Origin of the sequence: Pseudomonas sp. ICMP 10191, assembly GCF_001467335.1 — a bacterium.
Taxonomy (GTDB): domain Bacteria; phylum Pseudomonadota; class Gammaproteobacteria; order Pseudomonadales; family Pseudomonadaceae; genus Aquipseudomonas; species Aquipseudomonas cerasi.
The window spans coordinates 154,412-170,464 of sequence record NZ_LKGW01000168.1 but is presented as its reverse complement, the minus strand read 5'-3'; the positions used below and the strand labels follow the sequence as shown (position 1 = coordinate 170,464).

12 protein-coding genes are annotated in these 16,053 nt (G+C 60.0%); 5 read left to right on the top strand and 7 right to left on the bottom strand.

What is annotated here, in order from left to right; all coding sequences use genetic code 11:
* Positions 1 to 26 precede the first annotated feature (26 nt).
* On the bottom strand, positions 27 to 1,196 hold the full coding sequence (locus AO388_RS25090; protein ID WP_044307970.1) for a PilT/PilU family type 4a pilus ATPase: 1,170 nt from the start codon (positions 1,194 to 1,196) through the stop codon (positions 27 to 29).
* Positions 1,197 to 1,319: 123 nt separating this feature from the next.
* On the opposite strand from AO388_RS25090, the gene AO388_RS25085 reads away from it, so the two are divergent.
* Positions 1,320 to 1,595, top strand: a complete 276-nt coding sequence (locus tag AO388_RS25085; RefSeq protein ID WP_002553334.1) for a peptidylprolyl isomerase — start codon at positions 1,320 to 1,322, stop codon at positions 1,593 to 1,595.
* Positions 1,596 to 1,669: 74 nt separating this feature from the next.
* Here the strand turns inward: AO388_RS25085 and pgm are convergent, their stop codons facing one another.
* The 5 genes from pgm to AO388_RS25060 form a co-directional block, all read right to left on the bottom strand.
* On the bottom strand, positions 1,670 to 3,316 hold the full coding sequence (gene pgm, locus AO388_RS25080) for a phosphoglucomutase (alpha-D-glucose-1,6-bisphosphate-dependent) (protein WP_003435518.1): 1,647 nt from the start codon (positions 3,314 to 3,316) through the stop codon (positions 1,670 to 1,672).
* A gap of 163 nt (positions 3,317 to 3,479) precedes the next feature.
* Positions 3,480 to 5,807, bottom strand: a complete 2,328-nt coding sequence (locus tag AO388_RS25075; RefSeq protein ID WP_058417370.1) for an ATP-dependent DNA helicase — start codon at positions 5,805 to 5,807, stop codon at positions 3,480 to 3,482.
* Positions 5,808 to 5,912: 105 nt separating this feature from the next.
* Entirely contained in the window at positions 5,913 to 7,319 is a 1,407-nt protein-coding gene (locus AO388_RS25070) for an aminotransferase-like domain-containing protein (protein ID WP_003364356.1), read from the bottom strand.
* 91 nt (positions 7,320 to 7,410) lie between these two features.
* A complete protein-coding gene (locus tag AO388_RS25065) occupies positions 7,411 to 8,913 on the bottom strand; it encodes a hypothetical protein (protein WP_003435527.1) in 1,503 nt (500 codons plus the stop codon).
* Positions 8,914 to 9,502: 589 nt separating this feature from the next.
* A complete protein-coding gene (locus AO388_RS25060; protein WP_003435530.1) occupies positions 9,503 to 10,525 on the bottom strand; it encodes a zinc-dependent alcohol dehydrogenase family protein in 1,023 nt (340 codons plus the stop codon).
* Positions 10,526 to 10,835: 310 nt separating this feature from the next.
* Between AO388_RS25060 and AO388_RS25055 the strand changes: the two genes are divergently transcribed.
* The gene (locus AO388_RS25055) at positions 10,836 to 11,750 is read left to right on the top strand and encodes a LysR substrate-binding domain-containing protein (protein WP_058417369.1); all 915 of its coding nucleotides are present in this window, start codon (positions 10,836 to 10,838) and stop codon (positions 11,748 to 11,750) included.
* 174 nt (positions 11,751 to 11,924) lie between these two features.
* On the opposite strand, the gene AO388_RS25050 is transcribed toward AO388_RS25055, so the two are convergent.
* A complete protein-coding gene (locus AO388_RS25050) occupies positions 11,925 to 12,869 on the bottom strand; it encodes a GlxA family transcriptional regulator (RefSeq protein ID WP_024663660.1) in 945 nt (314 codons plus the stop codon).
* A gap of 193 nt (positions 12,870 to 13,062) precedes the next feature.
* On the opposite strand from AO388_RS25050, the gene AO388_RS25045 reads away from it, so the two are divergent.
* The 3 genes from AO388_RS25045 (at position 13,063) to AO388_RS25035 (ending at position 15,992) form a co-directional block, all read left to right on the top strand.
* Complete coding sequence (locus AO388_RS25045) at positions 13,063 to 14,007, top strand: choline ABC transporter substrate-binding protein (RefSeq protein WP_003435536.1); 945 nt, start codon at positions 13,063 to 13,065, stop codon at positions 14,005 to 14,007.
* 74 nt (positions 14,008 to 14,081) lie between these two features.
* Positions 14,082 to 14,969: a 3-keto-5-aminohexanoate cleavage protein gene (locus tag AO388_RS25040; protein ID WP_058417368.1), complete on the top strand. Its 888-nt coding sequence runs from the start codon at positions 14,082 to 14,084 to the stop codon at positions 14,967 to 14,969.
* A 57-nt stretch (positions 14,970 to 15,026) separates the two neighbouring features.
* The gene (locus AO388_RS25035; protein ID WP_058417367.1) at positions 15,027 to 15,992 is read left to right on the top strand and encodes an L-carnitine dehydrogenase; all 966 of its coding nucleotides are present in this window, start codon (positions 15,027 to 15,029) and stop codon (positions 15,990 to 15,992) included.
* Positions 15,993 to 16,053: the final 61 nt, after the last annotated feature.

Sequence of the window (16,053 nt, the reverse complement as noted above, 5' to 3'; positions counted from 1 at the left end):
CCGGAAGGTTTAGGAGCGTCTCCGATTTACGCTTGCGGACCCGGCTCGTCATCATCGACCAACCCCCACTCGGCGGTGCTTGCCGTGCTGCTGCCGGTCGGAGCCGGCGGCGCTGTGGTCAGTGTTCCGACGCCGCCTTCACTGTGCAGCTTGAGGCGCAGGCGCACGTTGTTTTGTGAGTCGGCGTTCTTGAGGGCCTCTTCTTCACTGATCGCACCTTCGACGGCCAGATTGAATAGCGCCGAGTCGAACGTCTGCATACCGAGGCTGCCGGACTTCTCCATGATGCCCTTGAGCTCGGTCAGTTCATTGCGCTGGATCAGGTCGCGAATGGTCGGCGTGCCCATCATCACTTCCACCGCCGCACGACGCTTGCCATCCGGGGTTCTGACCAGTCGCTGCGAGACGAACGCCTTGAGGTTGTTGCCCAGGTCATGCAGCAACTGCGCGCGACGCTCTTCCGGGAAGAAATTGATGATCCGGTCCAGCGCCTGATTGGCGTTGTTGGCGTGCAGTGTCGAGATTGCCAGGTGGCCGGTGTCGGCAAACGCCAGCGCGTGCTCCATGGTCTCGCGATCGCGAATCTCGCCGATCAGAATCACATCCGGCGCCTGGCGCAGGGTGTTCTTCAGTGCCGCATGGAAGCTGCGGGTATCGACCCCGACTTCGCGCTGGTTAACGATCGACTTCTTGTGGCGATGGATAAACTCGACCGGGTCTTCGATGGTGATGATATGGCCGCTGGCGTTGCGGTTGCGGTAGTCGATCAGCGCCGCCAACGAGGTCGACTTGCCCGAACCGGTGGCCCCGACAAACAGCACCAGACCGCGCTTTTCCATAATCACGTCAAGCAGTACGGGCGGCAGAAACAGGTCTTCGAAACGCGGGATGTCCAGCTTGATATTCCGCGCGACGATGGACACTTCGTTACGCTGCATGAAGATATTGATCCGGAACCGGCCGATGCCGGCCATCGAAACGGCGAGGTTCATCTCCAGTTCGCGCTGAAACTCGAGCTTCTGCTCCTCGTCCATCAGCCCCTGGGCAATCACCGCCACCTCTCCCGGCTTGAAGGTTTCGCTGCCCAGTGGCTTGAGCACACCATTGAACTTGGCGCACGGTGGCGCTCCGGTGGAAAGGTAAAGGTCCGATCCGTCCTGACTGGCCAGAATCTTCAACAGCGCCGGGAAATCCATAATCAATACCGTACAAAATGAAGTAAAAAGACCACGGCCGTCAGGACGGCACGCGTGACGCGCGGGCGTCGCTCAGCAAGAGCAGGCATAATGGCAGCCTTTTGCAGCAGGTGATATTGCGACATGAAAGCCCAAGCCCGCCATATTCTGGTGAAGACCGCCGAAGAGGCCGAACAGCTCAAGCTGCGCATTGCCAAGGGTGAGGCGTTTGACGTGCTGGCTAAAAAGCATTCTAGCTGCCCGTCCGGCAAACGTGGCGGCGATCTGGGTGAAGTCAGGCCTGGGCAAATGGTCGGTGCGATCGATCAGGTGATCTTCAAAAAGCCGCTACGCGTCGTGCATGGGCCGATCAAGAGCAAATTCGGCTATCACCTGGTGCAGGTGTTCTATCGCGACTGAAGCACACGCCAAAAGCTGAAAAACCCCGAACCGAGTGAGGTTCGAGGTTTTTCAGGCATTGACCAGTGTGGCAATCAGTTCGGCGAAATGGCGCCATCTACCAGCACTTGAGCTTCTGCCACCAGACGCTTGAGGTGATCTTCGCTGACAAAACTCTCGGCATAGATCTTGTAGATGTCCTCAGTCCCTGAAGGGCGCGCGGCAAACCAGCCATTTTCGGTCATGACCTTCACACCACCGAACGCCTGATCGTTGCCCGGCGCGTTGCTGAGCACCTGCTGAATAGGCTCGCCCGCCAGTTCAGTGGAAGTCACTTGCTCCGGCGACAGTTTGCTCAGCAGTGCCTTCTGTTGCGGGTTGGCCTTGGCATCGACGCGGGTCGAAAACGGCTCGCCCAGCTCTTCGGTCATGGTCTTGTAGATCTGGCTTGGATCGCGACCGGTACGCGCGGTCATTTCCGCAGCCAGCAAGGCCGGAATCAGACCGTCCTTGTCGGTGGTCCAGACCGTACCGTCGCGACGCAGGAACGAGGCACCAGCGCTTTCTTCGCCGCCAAAGCCTAACGAGCCTTCAAACAGGCCTTGTGCGAAATACTTGAAGCCGACCGGCACTTCATACAGGCGACGGCCCAGGCGTTTGGCCACACGATCGATCATGCCGCTGCTGACCACGGTCTTGCCGACCGCTGCATCGGCACGCCACTCAGGACGGTTCTGAAACAGGTAGTCGATGGACACGGCGAGGTAACTGTTGGGCGTCATCAGTCCGCCAGACGGGGTCACGATGCCATGACGGTCGTGATCCGGATCGCAGGCAAATGCAACCTGATAGCGGTCCTTGAGACCGATCAGGCTTTGCATGGCGTGGCTGGAGGACGGGTCCATGCGAATCTGGCCATCCCAGTCGACGGTCATGAAGCGGAACGTAGGGTCGACAAATTTATTGACCACATCCAGATTCAGGCCGTAATGCTCGCCAATCGCCGACCAGTAGCTCACCCCGGCCCCGCCCAGCGGGTCGACACCAAGACGCAGACCCGAATTGCGGATGGCGTCCATGTCGATCACGTTCTTAAGGTCGGCCACGTAGGTGTTGACGTAATCATGGCGGTGCGTGGTATCGGCACGCAGCGCTTTTTCATGGCTGATGCGTGAAACGCCAGTGACTTTCTCGGCCAGCAGTTCGTTGGCCTTGTTCTCGATCCACTTGGTGACATCACTGTCGGCCGGGCCGCCATTGGGCGGGTTGTACTTGAAGCCACCGCTTTGCGGCGGGTTGTGCGAAGGCGTAATGACAATGCCGTCCGCCAGCCCTGAAGTACGGCCGCGGTTGTAGCAGATGATCGCGTGGGACACCGCAGGCGTCGGGGTGTATTCGTCACCTTGCGAAATCATCACCTGCACGCCATTGGCGGCCAGCACTTCAAGCGCGGTGGCCGCGGCCGGGGTCGACAGCGCGTGGGTATCGGCACCCAGAAACAACGGGCCGTCGATGCCGTTGGCCTTGCGGTACAGACAGATCGCCTGACTGATAGCCAGCACGTGCCATTCGTTGAAACCCAGGTCAAACGATGTGCCACGGTGCCCGGAAGTGCCGAACGCAACACGTTGAGTGGGCACCGATGCATCGGGCTGGCCGGTGTAGTAAGCCGTGACCAGTCTCGGAATATCGACCAGTAACTGCGCAGGTGCCAGCTTGCCGGCGAAAGGACTGAGACTCATACAACCTCCACGAAGAAATGAAATACGGAGAAAAAATAAAGACTTGCTGCGGCTGCCAAGGTGATCAATGCCGCAGTTTACTGGCAGTTCGACAGCGCTGCTTGAGTATCGATCCCCGGTATCTGCTTCTGTTTCAGCTCAATCGCCAAAACGGCAACCGACCTCAAGCCATTGACGTTTCGGGCCGCCACCACGCTGGAAACAACTGCTTCACCTTGTGCTCGGCAAAACGGTCATCGATGAGCATGACCACACCGCTGTCACTCTGGCTGCGGATAACCCGCCCCGCAGCCTGCACCACCTTCTGCACGCCGGGATAAAGGTAGGTGTAGTCGTAACCGGCGCCGAACAGCGCCGCCATGCGCTGCTTGAACTGTTCGTTGACCGGATTGAGCTGAGGCAGGCCCAAGGTGGCGATGAACGCGCCGATCAGGCGTGCGCCCGGCAAGTCGATGCCTTCACCGAACGCGCCGCCCAGCACGGCAAAACCGATGCCCTGACTGCTCAGGGTGAACCGGTCGAGAAATGCGTGGCGCTCACTCTCGCCCATCCCCCGTGCCTGCTGCCAAAGGCTGATGTGCGGGTGAGTGCGCGCCATCAGCTCGGCGACCTGTTGCAGGTAATCGAAACTGCTGAAGAACGCCAGGTAATTGCCCGGCCGCGCGTCGAACTGCTCGGCCATCAGTTCGACAATCGGCGCCAGCGAAGCCTGACGATGGGTGAAACGGGTGGAAATGCGACTGACGATGCGCACGTCGAGCTGATCGTGATGAAACGGCGACTCCACGTCGATCCATGCCGTGTTGCCCGGTAAACCCAGCAGATCCGCGTAATAGTGGCGCGGGTTGAGCGTTGCGGAAAACAGTACGGTGCTGCGCGCAGCGGTCAGGCGCGGGCGGATGAAACGCGCGGGGACGACGTTGCGCAGGCTGAGGCGCGACAGAATGCGCTTGCCGCCCGCCTCGCGCCGGGTGATGTCGAAAATGAAATGCTCATCGAACAGCTCGGCGATGCGCGCAAAGCCGATGGCTTCCAGGTAGAACCCCTGCAACGTGACATCCACTGCCTGCGGGTGCTCGTTGAAATGATCACCGATGGTCGAGATGCACTGGTTCAGGCTGCCGATGAATTTTTCCGGTGCTGCCGAATAAGCCTGATAGGCGCCGGGCTGTGCCTTGTGCAGCGCATTCCATTGTCGATCCAGACGCTGCAAGGCTTTTTTCACCGGTTCCGGCGCTGTCTGAATCAAGGCTTTCAGCTGGCTCTGGTCAAGACTGGCGCTGTACATCTGGCGTGCCCGTTCGACCATGTTGTGGGCCTCATCGACCAGCACTGCGACGCGCCACTGATTGAGCTGACCGAGGCCGAACAGCAACGCGCTCAGGTCAAAGTAATAGTTGTAGTCTGCGATGACCACGTCAGCCCAACGCGCCAGTTCCTGGCTCAGATAATACGGGCAGACCTGATGCTGCAAGGCGACATCGCGTACGCCCGCCTGATTCAACCACGGCGAGGTCAGCGCCGCCGAGCGAGCGGCTGGCAGACGATCATAAAAGCCGCTGGCCAGCGGACAGGAATCACCGTTGCAGGCTTTGTCCGGATGCTCACAGGCCTTGTCGCGCGCCACCAGTTCAAGGACCCGCAGCTTCAGCTCCGGCGCGCTGTGATTAATGACTTCCAGCGCATCCAGCGCCAGTCGACGCCCTGGCGTCTTGGCGGTGAGAAAGAAAATCTTGTCGAGCTTCTGGCCGGGCGCGGCCTTAAGCAACGGGAACAGCGTGCCCACCGTCTTGCCAATACCGGTCGGCGCCTGAGCCATCAGGCAACAACCAGTACTGACGGCCTTGTACACCGACTCGGCCAGCACCCGCTGCCCGGTGCGGAAAGACGCGTGGGGGAATTTCAGGCTGCCCAGTGTCGTGTGCAGCGCCTGCGTATGCGCCAGCTCCTGCTGCGCCCAGCCGAGGAAAATCGAGCACTGTCGTTCGAAAAACGCTTGCAGCGTAGCCGCGCTGAACGGCTCGCGAATCAGGGTTTCCTGCTCGCTGACAATGTTGAAATACACCAGGGCCAGCGTCACGTTTTCAAGCTGCAGGCGCTGGCAAAGCAGCCAGCCGTAGACCTTCACCTGCGCCCAGTGCAACTGACGGTGGTTGGCCGGCATCGCGTCGAGTTCACCGCGATAGGTCTTCACTTCTTCCAGCTGATTGCGACTGACGTCATAGCCGTCCGCCCTGCCCCTTACCGTCAGCTCGCGATAATCGCCACTCAACGACAACTCGGCCTGGTAATCGGCGCCGCGCCGCGTGGCAACCGTGCGATGCCCGGCAATGCCTTCCTGCGCCGTGGGTGACGGCGTGAAGCGCAGGTCGAGGTCGCCCACCTTGGCGGTGAACTCACACAACGCGCGCACGGCCACGACATAACGCGCAGGCAGGTCGCTGGCGAGAACAGGCTCGGGATCAGGGTTTACGGGGGCGTTCGGGGTCACTGCGCTGGGGAGCCGTTGGTTGTGAATACTGGACAGGCGTCCAGTTAACAACCTTGAACCACGTCTGGCAAACACAAATGGATCGACGGCCTGCCATGTCGAGGTCTATGGCAGACGAGCGTGAGTCAATGCCTCTGCCAATGCGCCCAGCAGCTTGGCAGGTTCACGAGTCCAGTCAGTGGCATAACTGATCCACAGATGTTGCGAGTAGCGGTTCTGCAAAGTGAACAGTTCACCGGGGCTGACGACAATCGACCGGGCCAGCAGCGCAACGAAGACCTGGCGCAGGTCCACGGGGTATGCACTCTCGGCCCATATGCCGCAGCCGCCCTCGGGCAACTGATAACGCAGCATCCCGCCAGTCCGTTCATCCAGTTGCTGGGTCATCGACTGCATGCGTTCGGTCAGCGTCTCGCGCAACGCCATCAGTTGCCTGTCCAGACGTCCGCTGCTGCATAACCTGGCGATGGCCCTTTGCCGAAGCGGCGGCAGCTCGAATGCTCGCAGGCAGAAATACTGCTGCCAACGCGCATCCAGGCTCTTGCACAGCAAGTAAGCATAGGGCGCCTCAGGCCCGAGACTTTTCTCGAATCCGCCCATGACCACCAACCGCTGAGGGTCGATCCAGTGCCGCAGCGGAGACTGCCCGGCGGCAAATTGCAACCCGGCGTGACTGTCGTTTTCCAGCACCCAGACTTGATGACGGTTGAGCACTTCGGCGACAGTCTGGCTGTTGTTCTGCGCACGCATGCTGCCTCGCACCGGGTTCAGCAACGAGGGCAACACGGCAAGCCCGATGTCATGGCCGCGCAACAGGCCGTCGAGCCGGACAGCATCAAGGCAGCCGGTCTCGTCCAGCGGCAGTTCGATTACCCGGATGTCGAAGGATTGCAGCAAGCGCAACAACGCCCAGGCACAGGGCGATTCCACCAGTACCGTGCCGCCGCGCAGGCCCAGCGTGCCGAGCACCGCCTTGAATACGCCATGAAAGTCAGCAGCGATATAGACATTCTCAGCGTGCCAGCAATGCACTGCATCGTAGGTATAACGGGCGGCAATTGCCGTGCGAAGTTCTGGCTCACCGCATGGCTGAAAAACCGGGTCCCGCTGACGCGGGTAATGCCTGCCCAGCTCGCGCTCCATTGCCGGCAGCGGATTGTCCTGAGCGTGCAAAAGCGCCGGTTCATCGCAGCCCAGCAACGCCATGCCGGGGCGACGGGCGTTGTCATACAAGGCCTGCAAAAGATCGCCGTCTGCGTCCGGTATCACCAGGCCCTGCGCACTCAAGCTGCGCGGTACCGAGTAATAGCCTGATTTTGGCAGCGAATAAACGCGCCCTTCCTTTTCCAGCAGCGAGTAGGCGCTTTGCACCGTCGATATTGATACGTTCAGTCGCTGGGCCAGCTGTCGCAATGACGGCATTTTCAGTGCCAGCTCGCCCTGCTGCTGGTCAACCAGACGCACCAGGTAGCGGTAGACCGCCTGATAGGCGAAATCCGTGTTGTTTTTCATGCAGGTATCCACCGTTCAACCAGAACAGGCTTCAGAACATTGCTATATGACCGCCGCCGTTTGCCGGTAGCAGCCATGCCTGGCAACCGGATCAGCGTCCCGAGAGCATCTCGGCCACTGCCTGCCCCGTCGCCGGGTCGACGGTCATGATCCGGCGCTTGTCAGGATCGGCTGCACGGATTCTGGCGATGATTGACTGCGGGTCGTCGAAGTTCACCCGCTGCTTGCCGTAAAGGTTGTGCAATGACTTGAGGCTCAGACCGCTGATATCCACCAGCCACTGCATGACCTGATCCGGCGCTGTCGAACCCGACAGCGCCTTGTGCAGATCCGGCAGCGCTACCAGCATCCCTGGGTGGCAACTGCGCAGAAAGGACTCCAGGCCATGGCCATGATCGACGAACGGCGAAAACAGCATGCACACCAGTTGAGTCTCGTTCAGGCCGAAGCCCTCCTGAGCGAAGCCCGATGCCAGCTCGCGGCGCGCCTCGATGCGCGCCCGACCGGCATAAGCGCTGAGCGTCTGGTCGATCAATCGTGGCGGCATCTGCTTTCTGCGCATCAGTGACGTCGCCAGTTCAAGGTATTCGGCGATCCCGTCGGCATAAGTACGCGCTTGCAGGTATTGCGCGGTCAGGCCACGCATGTGGGCCATCAACAAAGGGTTGGCGCAATCGGACTCACTGAAGCTGAACGACAGATCATCGAAGCGGAAATCGAGAAACTCGGTCAGCAGGTTCCAGTGTTCGTCCGCCTTGCAACTGACCAGATCGGCAATGGTAATGAACGCCGGCGAGCTGCTTTTTTCAGGCAGCGTCATGGCTCGACTTGCCGGCGGGCTGTCATCGCCCTCCCCGTACAGCTCGTGATAGTAAGCCTCGCCAATCGTATCGATGACCTTGAGCACGCTGGCCAGCGTCTGCTTGCCCCAACTGCCCGAATACTGCCCGGTACGCTGGGCCAGTCGCATGATCCAGGTCGCATACTGACGCTGCTCTCTGCGCGAGTCGCCGCTGACGACCGCATCGACGCCATTGCCCCAGCTCAGGGCGCGTCCTAGAAACTCCGCAAGCCCGAGGTAACAGGTATTGCAAAACGTGGTGCGGGCGTCGCCAGCGGACAGGTGCCCACCCAGCAGCATGTCCAGACGATTCTGCTCACGCCCCGCGCTGGAAAAAGGCAGATCCGGCTCGAAGGCCTGTGTGTACTGACTGTCGATCATCAGCATCTCGACACGCGGGTCGTCGTACAGAAACAACGCTGAATAGGTGCGGTTGATGTTATCCATCACCGCAGGGGTCATGCCCGCGTGACGCCGATTGGCAACCCGCAGGTTGAATGTGCCGGGCGAACGGCAGGCAATACTCAACTGCGCAGCGCGCAGAAAGGCCAGCGTGTAGGCACTGTCCTTGCCACCACCGAAAGCCACCAGCACCTTGAAGCCGGCAATCTGCTCGATGCCGCCAGCCGCAACAATCAGGCGCTGGATCAACAGCTGCAGCGCGGTGCGCTCTGCGCGCGAGAAGTACCCCAACAAGCGTTGCAGCACTTGCTGGTAGACATAATTCATTGCCTGTTCGTGAATAGAACTCATCGTGCGTCACCTGCCTGTCGCTCAAGGCATGACACGGTGCAGACAGAATATTGAACATCAAGCTGACAACTCAATTTATAGTCGAGCATGACTCATTCCCTGAGTGGTAATTACCGACGCATTATCAGTATCTTTAAAACAATTACAATAGACAGTTTGCTTTAAAAAACAGTGCAGTCAGCAGAACATCCTCAACAACTTAAACAAATCGTTTAATTGTACTATCGAACTCATGAGACACGCGAAACGCTTGAAAGCCATAGCCTGCAAACCCTTCAGGCAGGCTGTTCAGGCTTTACCGATGCCCTTGGGGCATCGATCCAGTTACTGTTTCATTCTAGCCCGTGGGAAAGGACATTTATAAGTCGCCGTGACTGTCAGCGCCAATACACTTAAATAAACAGTCGAGACAGCCCTGCCGCTGCGATGCTCTTTTTAATATTCATTCACGGCTACCCCACTTCCAGAAAAACTGACAGGGGCATTATTCAGAAGTGTTTAATTCGTGGTGTTCTTTTTCGATGCGGAATGCAAAAAGCCTTCCGTTCGGAAGGCTTTTCAATAACGAGCGCTGACAGGAGGTGATGAATCAGACCCCCTCGACTTCCAGCACCGCACGCCCGCCAATCGGGCAGACATCCATGTAACGGTGCGCCTGCACCACCTGCTCGAACGGAAAGCTGCGCGTCTGCAACGGCGCCAATACCTTGTCGGCGGTCATCTGATTGATCTGCTGCAAGGCGCGTTGCAGTGCGGCCTCATCCTGGGTAATGCCCAGCTCGGGCTTGCCGGTGAAATTGCCCAGGCAATGCACGTAGAACTGGATGTTCTTCTGGAAAGCGGCACAGGCCGGAAACGGCGTCTGATTACCGCCTTGCAGGCCATACAGCACCAGACTGCCACGCGGCGCAAGCACATCGCCCATGATCGACATCTGCGGACCGCCAAGGCCATCGAAGACGGCATCGACACCACGGTTGTCGGTGTACTTGTTGATCGCCATCAACAAGTCCTGTTCTTCGGTGACCACCACTTTTTCAGCGCCCAGTGACAGCAGGTACTCACGAGCATCCTCGGTCTTGGTCGCGGCGATAACCCGAGCCCCCAGTGCCTTGCCCAACTGCACGAATGCAGGGCCGGAGCAGTGGCTGGCGTCGGTGACCAGTACGGTTTGACCGGACTTGATACGCGCCAGATCAACGTATGCAAAGTACGCCACCAGATACGGCGTGTAATGCACGCTGGCCTGGACCGGCGTCAACGCATCCGGGTAGCGGGTCAATGCACGGCGCGGCATGACGATGGATTCGCCGTAGACCGGGTGCTGGTTGGCATCGGCCGCAGGAAAACTGGCGACCTTGTCGCCTACTTGCAGATCATCCACACCGTCGCCCAGCGCGGTAACCACGCCAGCCATCTCATAACCCAGACCGGCAGGCAGCCGGGCATGGGTAGATGCGAGATTTTGCCGCCAAAGAACGTCGTACCAGCTGACACCGATGGCCTGAACACGCACCTGCACCTCGCCGGTGACAGGCGACGCGACAGGATGCTCTTCGACTTTGAGCACCTCGGCCGGGCCAAACTGGTGAAAACGGATCGTGCGGGACATTTAGAACCTCGCCTGGTGAACCTTCATGCCACAAACTTTATCCGGGCATTGCCGGCAACACCATCGGTGGCTATTAATAGTCGACATGCCTGTCATCGATTGTGTCCTGTGCGCTGCACGGCGCAGCCAGACAGCGTCTGGGCATCGATGCGCGTAATGGCCGCCATTGTTCGCATGTCGACGAAACATTGCAAGCCGTGTGGACATTCAGTAACCCTCACAGTAATTTTCGCTGCGCCCGACCCGCATTTGCTCGTACTATCGCACCCTGCTCACGTCCTCAACCGACAAATGGCCCGAGATATTCCGCATGAATCGCAACGACCTGCGTCGCGTCGACCTCAACTTGCTCATCGTTTTCGAGACCCTGATGCATGAGCGCAGCGTCACACGTGCGGCGGAAAAGCTGTTTCTCGGCCAGCCGGCAATCAGCGCTGCGCTGTCGCGGCTACGCGGCCTGTTCGATGATCCACTGTTCGTGCGTACCGGGCGCAGCATGGAGCCCACCGCCCGCGCCACAGAAATATTCGGCCTGCTTTCCCCGGCACTCGACTCCATCTCGACAGCGGTCAGCCGTGCTTCAGAGTTCGACCCGGCCACCAGCACTTCGGTGTTCCGCATCGGTTTGTCGGACGACGTCGAGTTTGCCTTGCTGCCCACCCTGCTCAAACGCCTGCGCTCTGAAGCTCCGGGGATTGTGCTGGTGGTCAGACGGGTCAATTACATCCTCATGCCGCCATTGCTGGCCTCGGGTGAAATCTCGGTCGGCGTCAGCTACACCCAGGACCTGCCTGCCAATGCCAAGCGCAAGGTATTGCGCAGGAGCAAGCCGCAATTGCTGCGCGCCGACTCGATACCCGGCCCGTTGAGCCTCGACGACTTCTGCGCCCGCCCCCACGCACTGGTCTCCTTCGCCGGCGACCTGAGCGGCTTCATCGACGAACACCTCGAGAAACTCGACCGCAAACGCCACGTCGTCCTCGCCGTGCCCCAGTTCAACGGCCTGGCCACACTGCTGACCGGCACCGACATCATCGCCACCGTGCCCGACTATGCGGCGCAAGTGCTGACCGCAGCAGGAGGCGTGCGCTCTGAGGACCTGCCGATTGAAACCCGAACGTTCGAACTGCACATGGCCTGGCGCGGCGCGCAGGATAATGATCCGGGGGAGCGTTGGTTGAGGTCGCGGATTCAGATGTTTTTTGGGGATCCGGATAGCCTCTAAACGAATTAACACCCTATCGCCTAGACATCTACAGCCCCCGCTAAACGCACGAACATAATCACTCAAATTGGCGCTCCTACTTCCACTGCTACCAACACCAGCCGAAGAGTACAGCTATAGCCAACACCAAAACCCGCCTACGCAAAGCCCAACCTCGCCCCCTGAAAACAAGACTCAAATCCCCTCCCGCCGCCGATCCTCCCTAGGGCATTTCGTAAAACGTGCTCGATAACTGCGAGTGAAATACGACGGCGATTCGAACCCGCAGGCGATGCTCACTTCCAGCACACTCAGACCGCTTTGCCGCAGCAGTTGCCGGGCTTTCTCCAGGCGCAGGCCCAGATAGAAGTTGCTCGGCGTGTCGTTCAAGTGCAGGCGAAACAAGCGTTCCAGCTGGCGCCGGGTGACGTTGATCGCTTCGGCAAGGGCCAGCGTGCTGAGGGGGCGTTCGGTTTGCTGTTCCATCTCTCCGATCACGTGCACCAACTTCTTGTTGGCGATGCCATAGCGCGTAGCGATCTGCATGCGTTGGTGGTCCTTGCGCGTGCGGATGCGGCCCAGTACGAATTGTTCGGATACCTGAATCGCCAACTCGGGGCCGTGCGCCTGGGCGATCAGGTCGAGCATCAGGTCGATGGACGCTGTGCCCCCTGCGCAGGTGATGCGGCGGCGGTCGATCTCGAACAGTTCCTGGGTCACGGTGAGCTGTGGATAGGACTCCTTGAACGCTTCGATGGCTTCCCAATGCAGGGTCAGGCGATGGCCATCGAGCAAGCCGGTTTCAGCGAGCACGCAGGCGCCAGTGTCGATGGCGCCCAGGGTCACGCCTTCATGATCAAGGCGACGCAGCCATTGCTGCAGGGCCGGCGTGGCGAACTGCAGCGGTTCAAAGCCTGCCACCACCAGCAGGGTCGCGCCTTTTTTCAGCGATTCAAGCGCCGCGTCGGCGTTGACCGACATGCCGTTGCTCGCCTGTACCGCGCCGCCGTCGGCGCTGAGGACGTGCCAGCGGTACAGCTCGCCACCAAAGCGGTTGGCCACCCGCAAGGGCTCCAGCGCGGAGATAAAGCCGATGGCCGAGAACCCCGGCATCAGCAAAAAATAGAAATCCTGGGCCATGGTAACGCTCTCCTCGGACCTGCAGCGTGGCACGTTGATACTCCCGTTCATGGGCACATTCAAGGGGCAGGTCGCCGCAGTGCAAAAGCGGGTCGCTGCAGTGCGCTTGGCCGCCCTCCAGGCAGGGTAATTTGTTTCCACGGTGCACAAAGACGCCGACACCCCACAATAACGATCTGCCGAGGGCCCCACCATGAACCGACTGATTAGTTGCAGCGTGCTTGCACTCAGCGCCAGCGCGCTCTTGAGCAGCAATGTAATGGCGGCTGATGCCGCTTCATGCCAGAACGTGCGCATGGGTGTGGTGAACTGGACTGACGTGATCGCAACCAGCGCCATGACCCAAGTGTTGCTCGACGGCCTCGGTTACAAGACCAAACAGACCAGCGCTTCCCAGCAGATCATTTTCGCCGGCATCCGCGACCAGCGCCTGGACCTTTTTCTGGGCTACTGGAACCCGTTGATGACCCAGACCATCACGCCGTTTGTCGAGGCACGGAAGGTCAAAGTGCTCGACAAACCGAGCCTGGAAGACGCTCGCGCCACCCTCGCCGTGCCGACTTACCTGGCGGACAAGGGCCTGAAGACCTTTGCCGACATCGCCAGGTTCGAGAAGGAACTGGGCGGCAAAATCTACGGCATCGAGCCTGGTTCAGGCGCCAATACCCAGATCAAGGCGATGATCGCCAAAAACCAGTTCGGCCTGGGCAAATTCCAGTTGGTGGAGTCCAGCGAAGCCGGCATGCTCGCCGCCGTGGACCGTGCCGTACGCCGCAAGGAAGCCGTGGTGTTTTTCGGCTGGACGCCGCACCCGATGAACGTCAACGTGGCGATGACTTACCTCAATGGCAGCGACGACGCCCTGGGCCCGAACGAGGGCATGGCTACGGTGTGGACGGTCACTTCGCCGACTTATGCCGAACAGTGCCCCAACGTGCATAGATTGCTGACTAACCTGACGTTCACCGCCGCCGACGAGAGCCGGATGATGCAGCCGCTACTGGATCACAAGGATGCTCTCGAGTCCGCCAGACAGTGGCTCAAAGACCATCCTCAAGACCAGGCGCGCTGGCTGGAGGGCGTCACCACCTTCGACGGCAAACCGGCTGCGGCAAATCTTCAATTGAGCAGCCAATAACCTGATTTTGAACGGCCGCTTCGCGATCATCCATCGTCGCGAACGGCATCCTCACGCCTGTAAGGAGCCACCCCATGAACCACGACGTCATCATCACCTGCGCACTCACCGGTGCTGGCGACACGACCGCCCGAAGCCCTCACGTACCGGTCACGCCCAAGCAAATCGCGGCCGCCGCGGTTGAGGCCGCCAAAGCCGGTGCCACCGTGGTGCACTGTCATGTGCGCGACCCGCACACCGGCAAATTCAGCCGCGACGTGGCGCTGTACCGCGAAGTGATGGAGCGCATTCGGGAGGCCGACATCGACATCATCGTCAACCTCACCGCTGGCATGGGTGGCGATCTGGAGATTGGCGGCGGTGAACGCCCGATGGAGTTTGGTGCCAATACCGATCTGGTCGGCCCAATGACACGTCTGGCCCATGTTGAGGAACTGCTGCCGGAAATCTGCACCCTCGACTGCGGCACCCTGAACTTTGGCGACGGCGACACTATTTACGTGTCCACCCCGTCGCAACTGCGCGCCGGCGCCAGACGTATCCAGGCGCTGGGCGTAAAGGCCGAGCTGGAAATCTTCGACACCGGCCACCTGTGGTTCGCCAAACAGATGATCAAGGAAGGTCTGCTCGACAACCCGCTGTTCCAGCTGTGCCTGGGTATTCCATGGGGCGCACCCGCCGACACCACCACCATGAAAGCCATGGTCGATAATCTGCCCGCCGATGCGGTGTGGGCGGGCTTTGGTATTGGCCGCATGCAGATGCCGATGGCCGCGCAAGCGGTGTTGCTGGGCGGCAACGTCCGGGTCGGTCTGGAGGACAACCTGTGGCTGGACAAGGGCGTGCTCGCCACCAACGGTCAATTGGTGGAACGCGCCAGTGAAATTCTCAGCCGCCTGGGCGCACGAGTCATGACCCCGGCAGAAGGCCGCATCAAGATGGGCCTTGCCAAGCGCGGCTAATGCCTTCAGGACATAAAACCCTGTGATTGAATCACCGCACTCTTCAGGATCGTCGCCATGAGCTTTATCACTGAAATCAAAACCTTCGCCGCTCTTGGCAGCGGCGTCATCGGCAGTGGCTGGGTATCCCGCGCCCTCGCCCATGGACTGGATGTGGTCGCCTGGGACCCCGCGCCCGGCGCCGAAGCAGCGTTGCGTAACCGTGTCGCCAATTGCTGGGGTGCGCTGGAACAACAGGGTCTGGTACCCGGTGCATCCCAGAACCGCCTGCGCTTCGTGGCCACCATCGAGGAATGTGTCAGCGACGCCGACTTCATTCAGGAAAGCGCCCCGGAACGCCTGGAACTGAAACTGGATCTGCACAGCAGAATCAGCGCGGCGGCCAGGCCGAATGTGTTAATTGGTTCGAGTACGTCCGGCCTATTGCCAAGTGACTTCTACGAAGGCTCCGCGCACCCGGAACGCTGCGTAGTCGGTCACCCGTTCAATCCGGTGTACCTGCTGCCGTTAGTGGAAGTGGTGGGCGGCAAAAATACTGCTCCGGCGGCCATACAGGCGGCAATCAAGGTCTATGAATCACTCGGTATGCGCCCGCTGCATGTGCGCAAGGAAGTCCCCGGCTTTATCGCTGACCGCTTGCTCGAAGCGCTATGGCGCGAGGCGCTGCACCTGGTCAATGACGGCGTGGCAACCACCGGTGAAATCGATGATGCGGTTCGCTTCGGCGCCGGACTGCGCTGGTCGTTCATGGGCACCTTTCTCACCTACACATTGGCGGGTGGCGATGCAGGCATGCGCCACTTCATGACGCAGTTCGGCCCGGCACTGCAGTTGCCGTGGACCTACCTGCCGGCACCGGAACTGACCGACAAACTGATCGACGATGTGGTCGACGGCACCACTGACCAGTTGGGTAAACACAGTATTTCGGAATTGGAGCGCTACCGTGACGATTGCTTGCTCGCCGTGCTGGAGGCGGTAAAGACTACCAAGGCCAGGCATGGCATGAGCTTCGCGGAGTGAACCTACGGTAGCTGGCTTGCCTCCGGTGGGTGGCTGTGAGTCTTCCATCACCCTGCAAAGC

Coding starts and splice junctions, on each gene's coding strand:
- AO388_RS25090 (WP_044307970.1), bottom strand. CDS start 1,196: ATGGATTTCCCGGCGCTGTTGAAGATTCTGGCCAGTCAGGACGGATCG.
- AO388_RS25085 (WP_002553334.1), top strand. CDS start 1,320: ATGAAAGCCCAAGCCCGCCATATTCTGGTGAAGACCGCCGAAGAGGCC.
- pgm (WP_003435518.1), bottom strand. CDS start 3,316: ATGAGTCTCAGTCCTTTCGCCGGCAAGCTGGCACCTGCGCAGTTACTG.
- AO388_RS25070 (WP_003364356.1), bottom strand. CDS start 7,319: ATGAAAAACAACACGGATTTCGCCTATCAGGCGGTCTACCGCTACCTG.
- AO388_RS25065 (WP_003435527.1), bottom strand. CDS start 8,913: ATGAGTTCTATTCACGAACAGGCAATGAATTATGTCTACCAGCAAGTG.
- AO388_RS25060 (WP_003435530.1), bottom strand. CDS start 10,525: ATGTCCCGCACGATCCGTTTTCACCAGTTTGGCCCGGCCGAGGTGCTC.
- AO388_RS25055 (WP_058417369.1), top strand. CDS start 10,836: ATGAATCGCAACGACCTGCGTCGCGTCGACCTCAACTTGCTCATCGTT.
- AO388_RS25050 (WP_024663660.1), bottom strand. CDS start 12,869: ATGGCCCAGGATTTCTATTTTTTGCTGATGCCGGGGTTCTCGGCCATC.
- AO388_RS25045 (WP_003435536.1), top strand. CDS start 13,063: ATGAACCGACTGATTAGTTGCAGCGTGCTTGCACTCAGCGCCAGCGCG.
- AO388_RS25040 (WP_058417368.1), top strand. CDS start 14,082: ATGAACCACGACGTCATCATCACCTGCGCACTCACCGGTGCTGGCGAC.
- AO388_RS25035 (WP_058417367.1), top strand. CDS start 15,027: ATGAGCTTTATCACTGAAATCAAAACCTTCGCCGCTCTTGGCAGCGGC.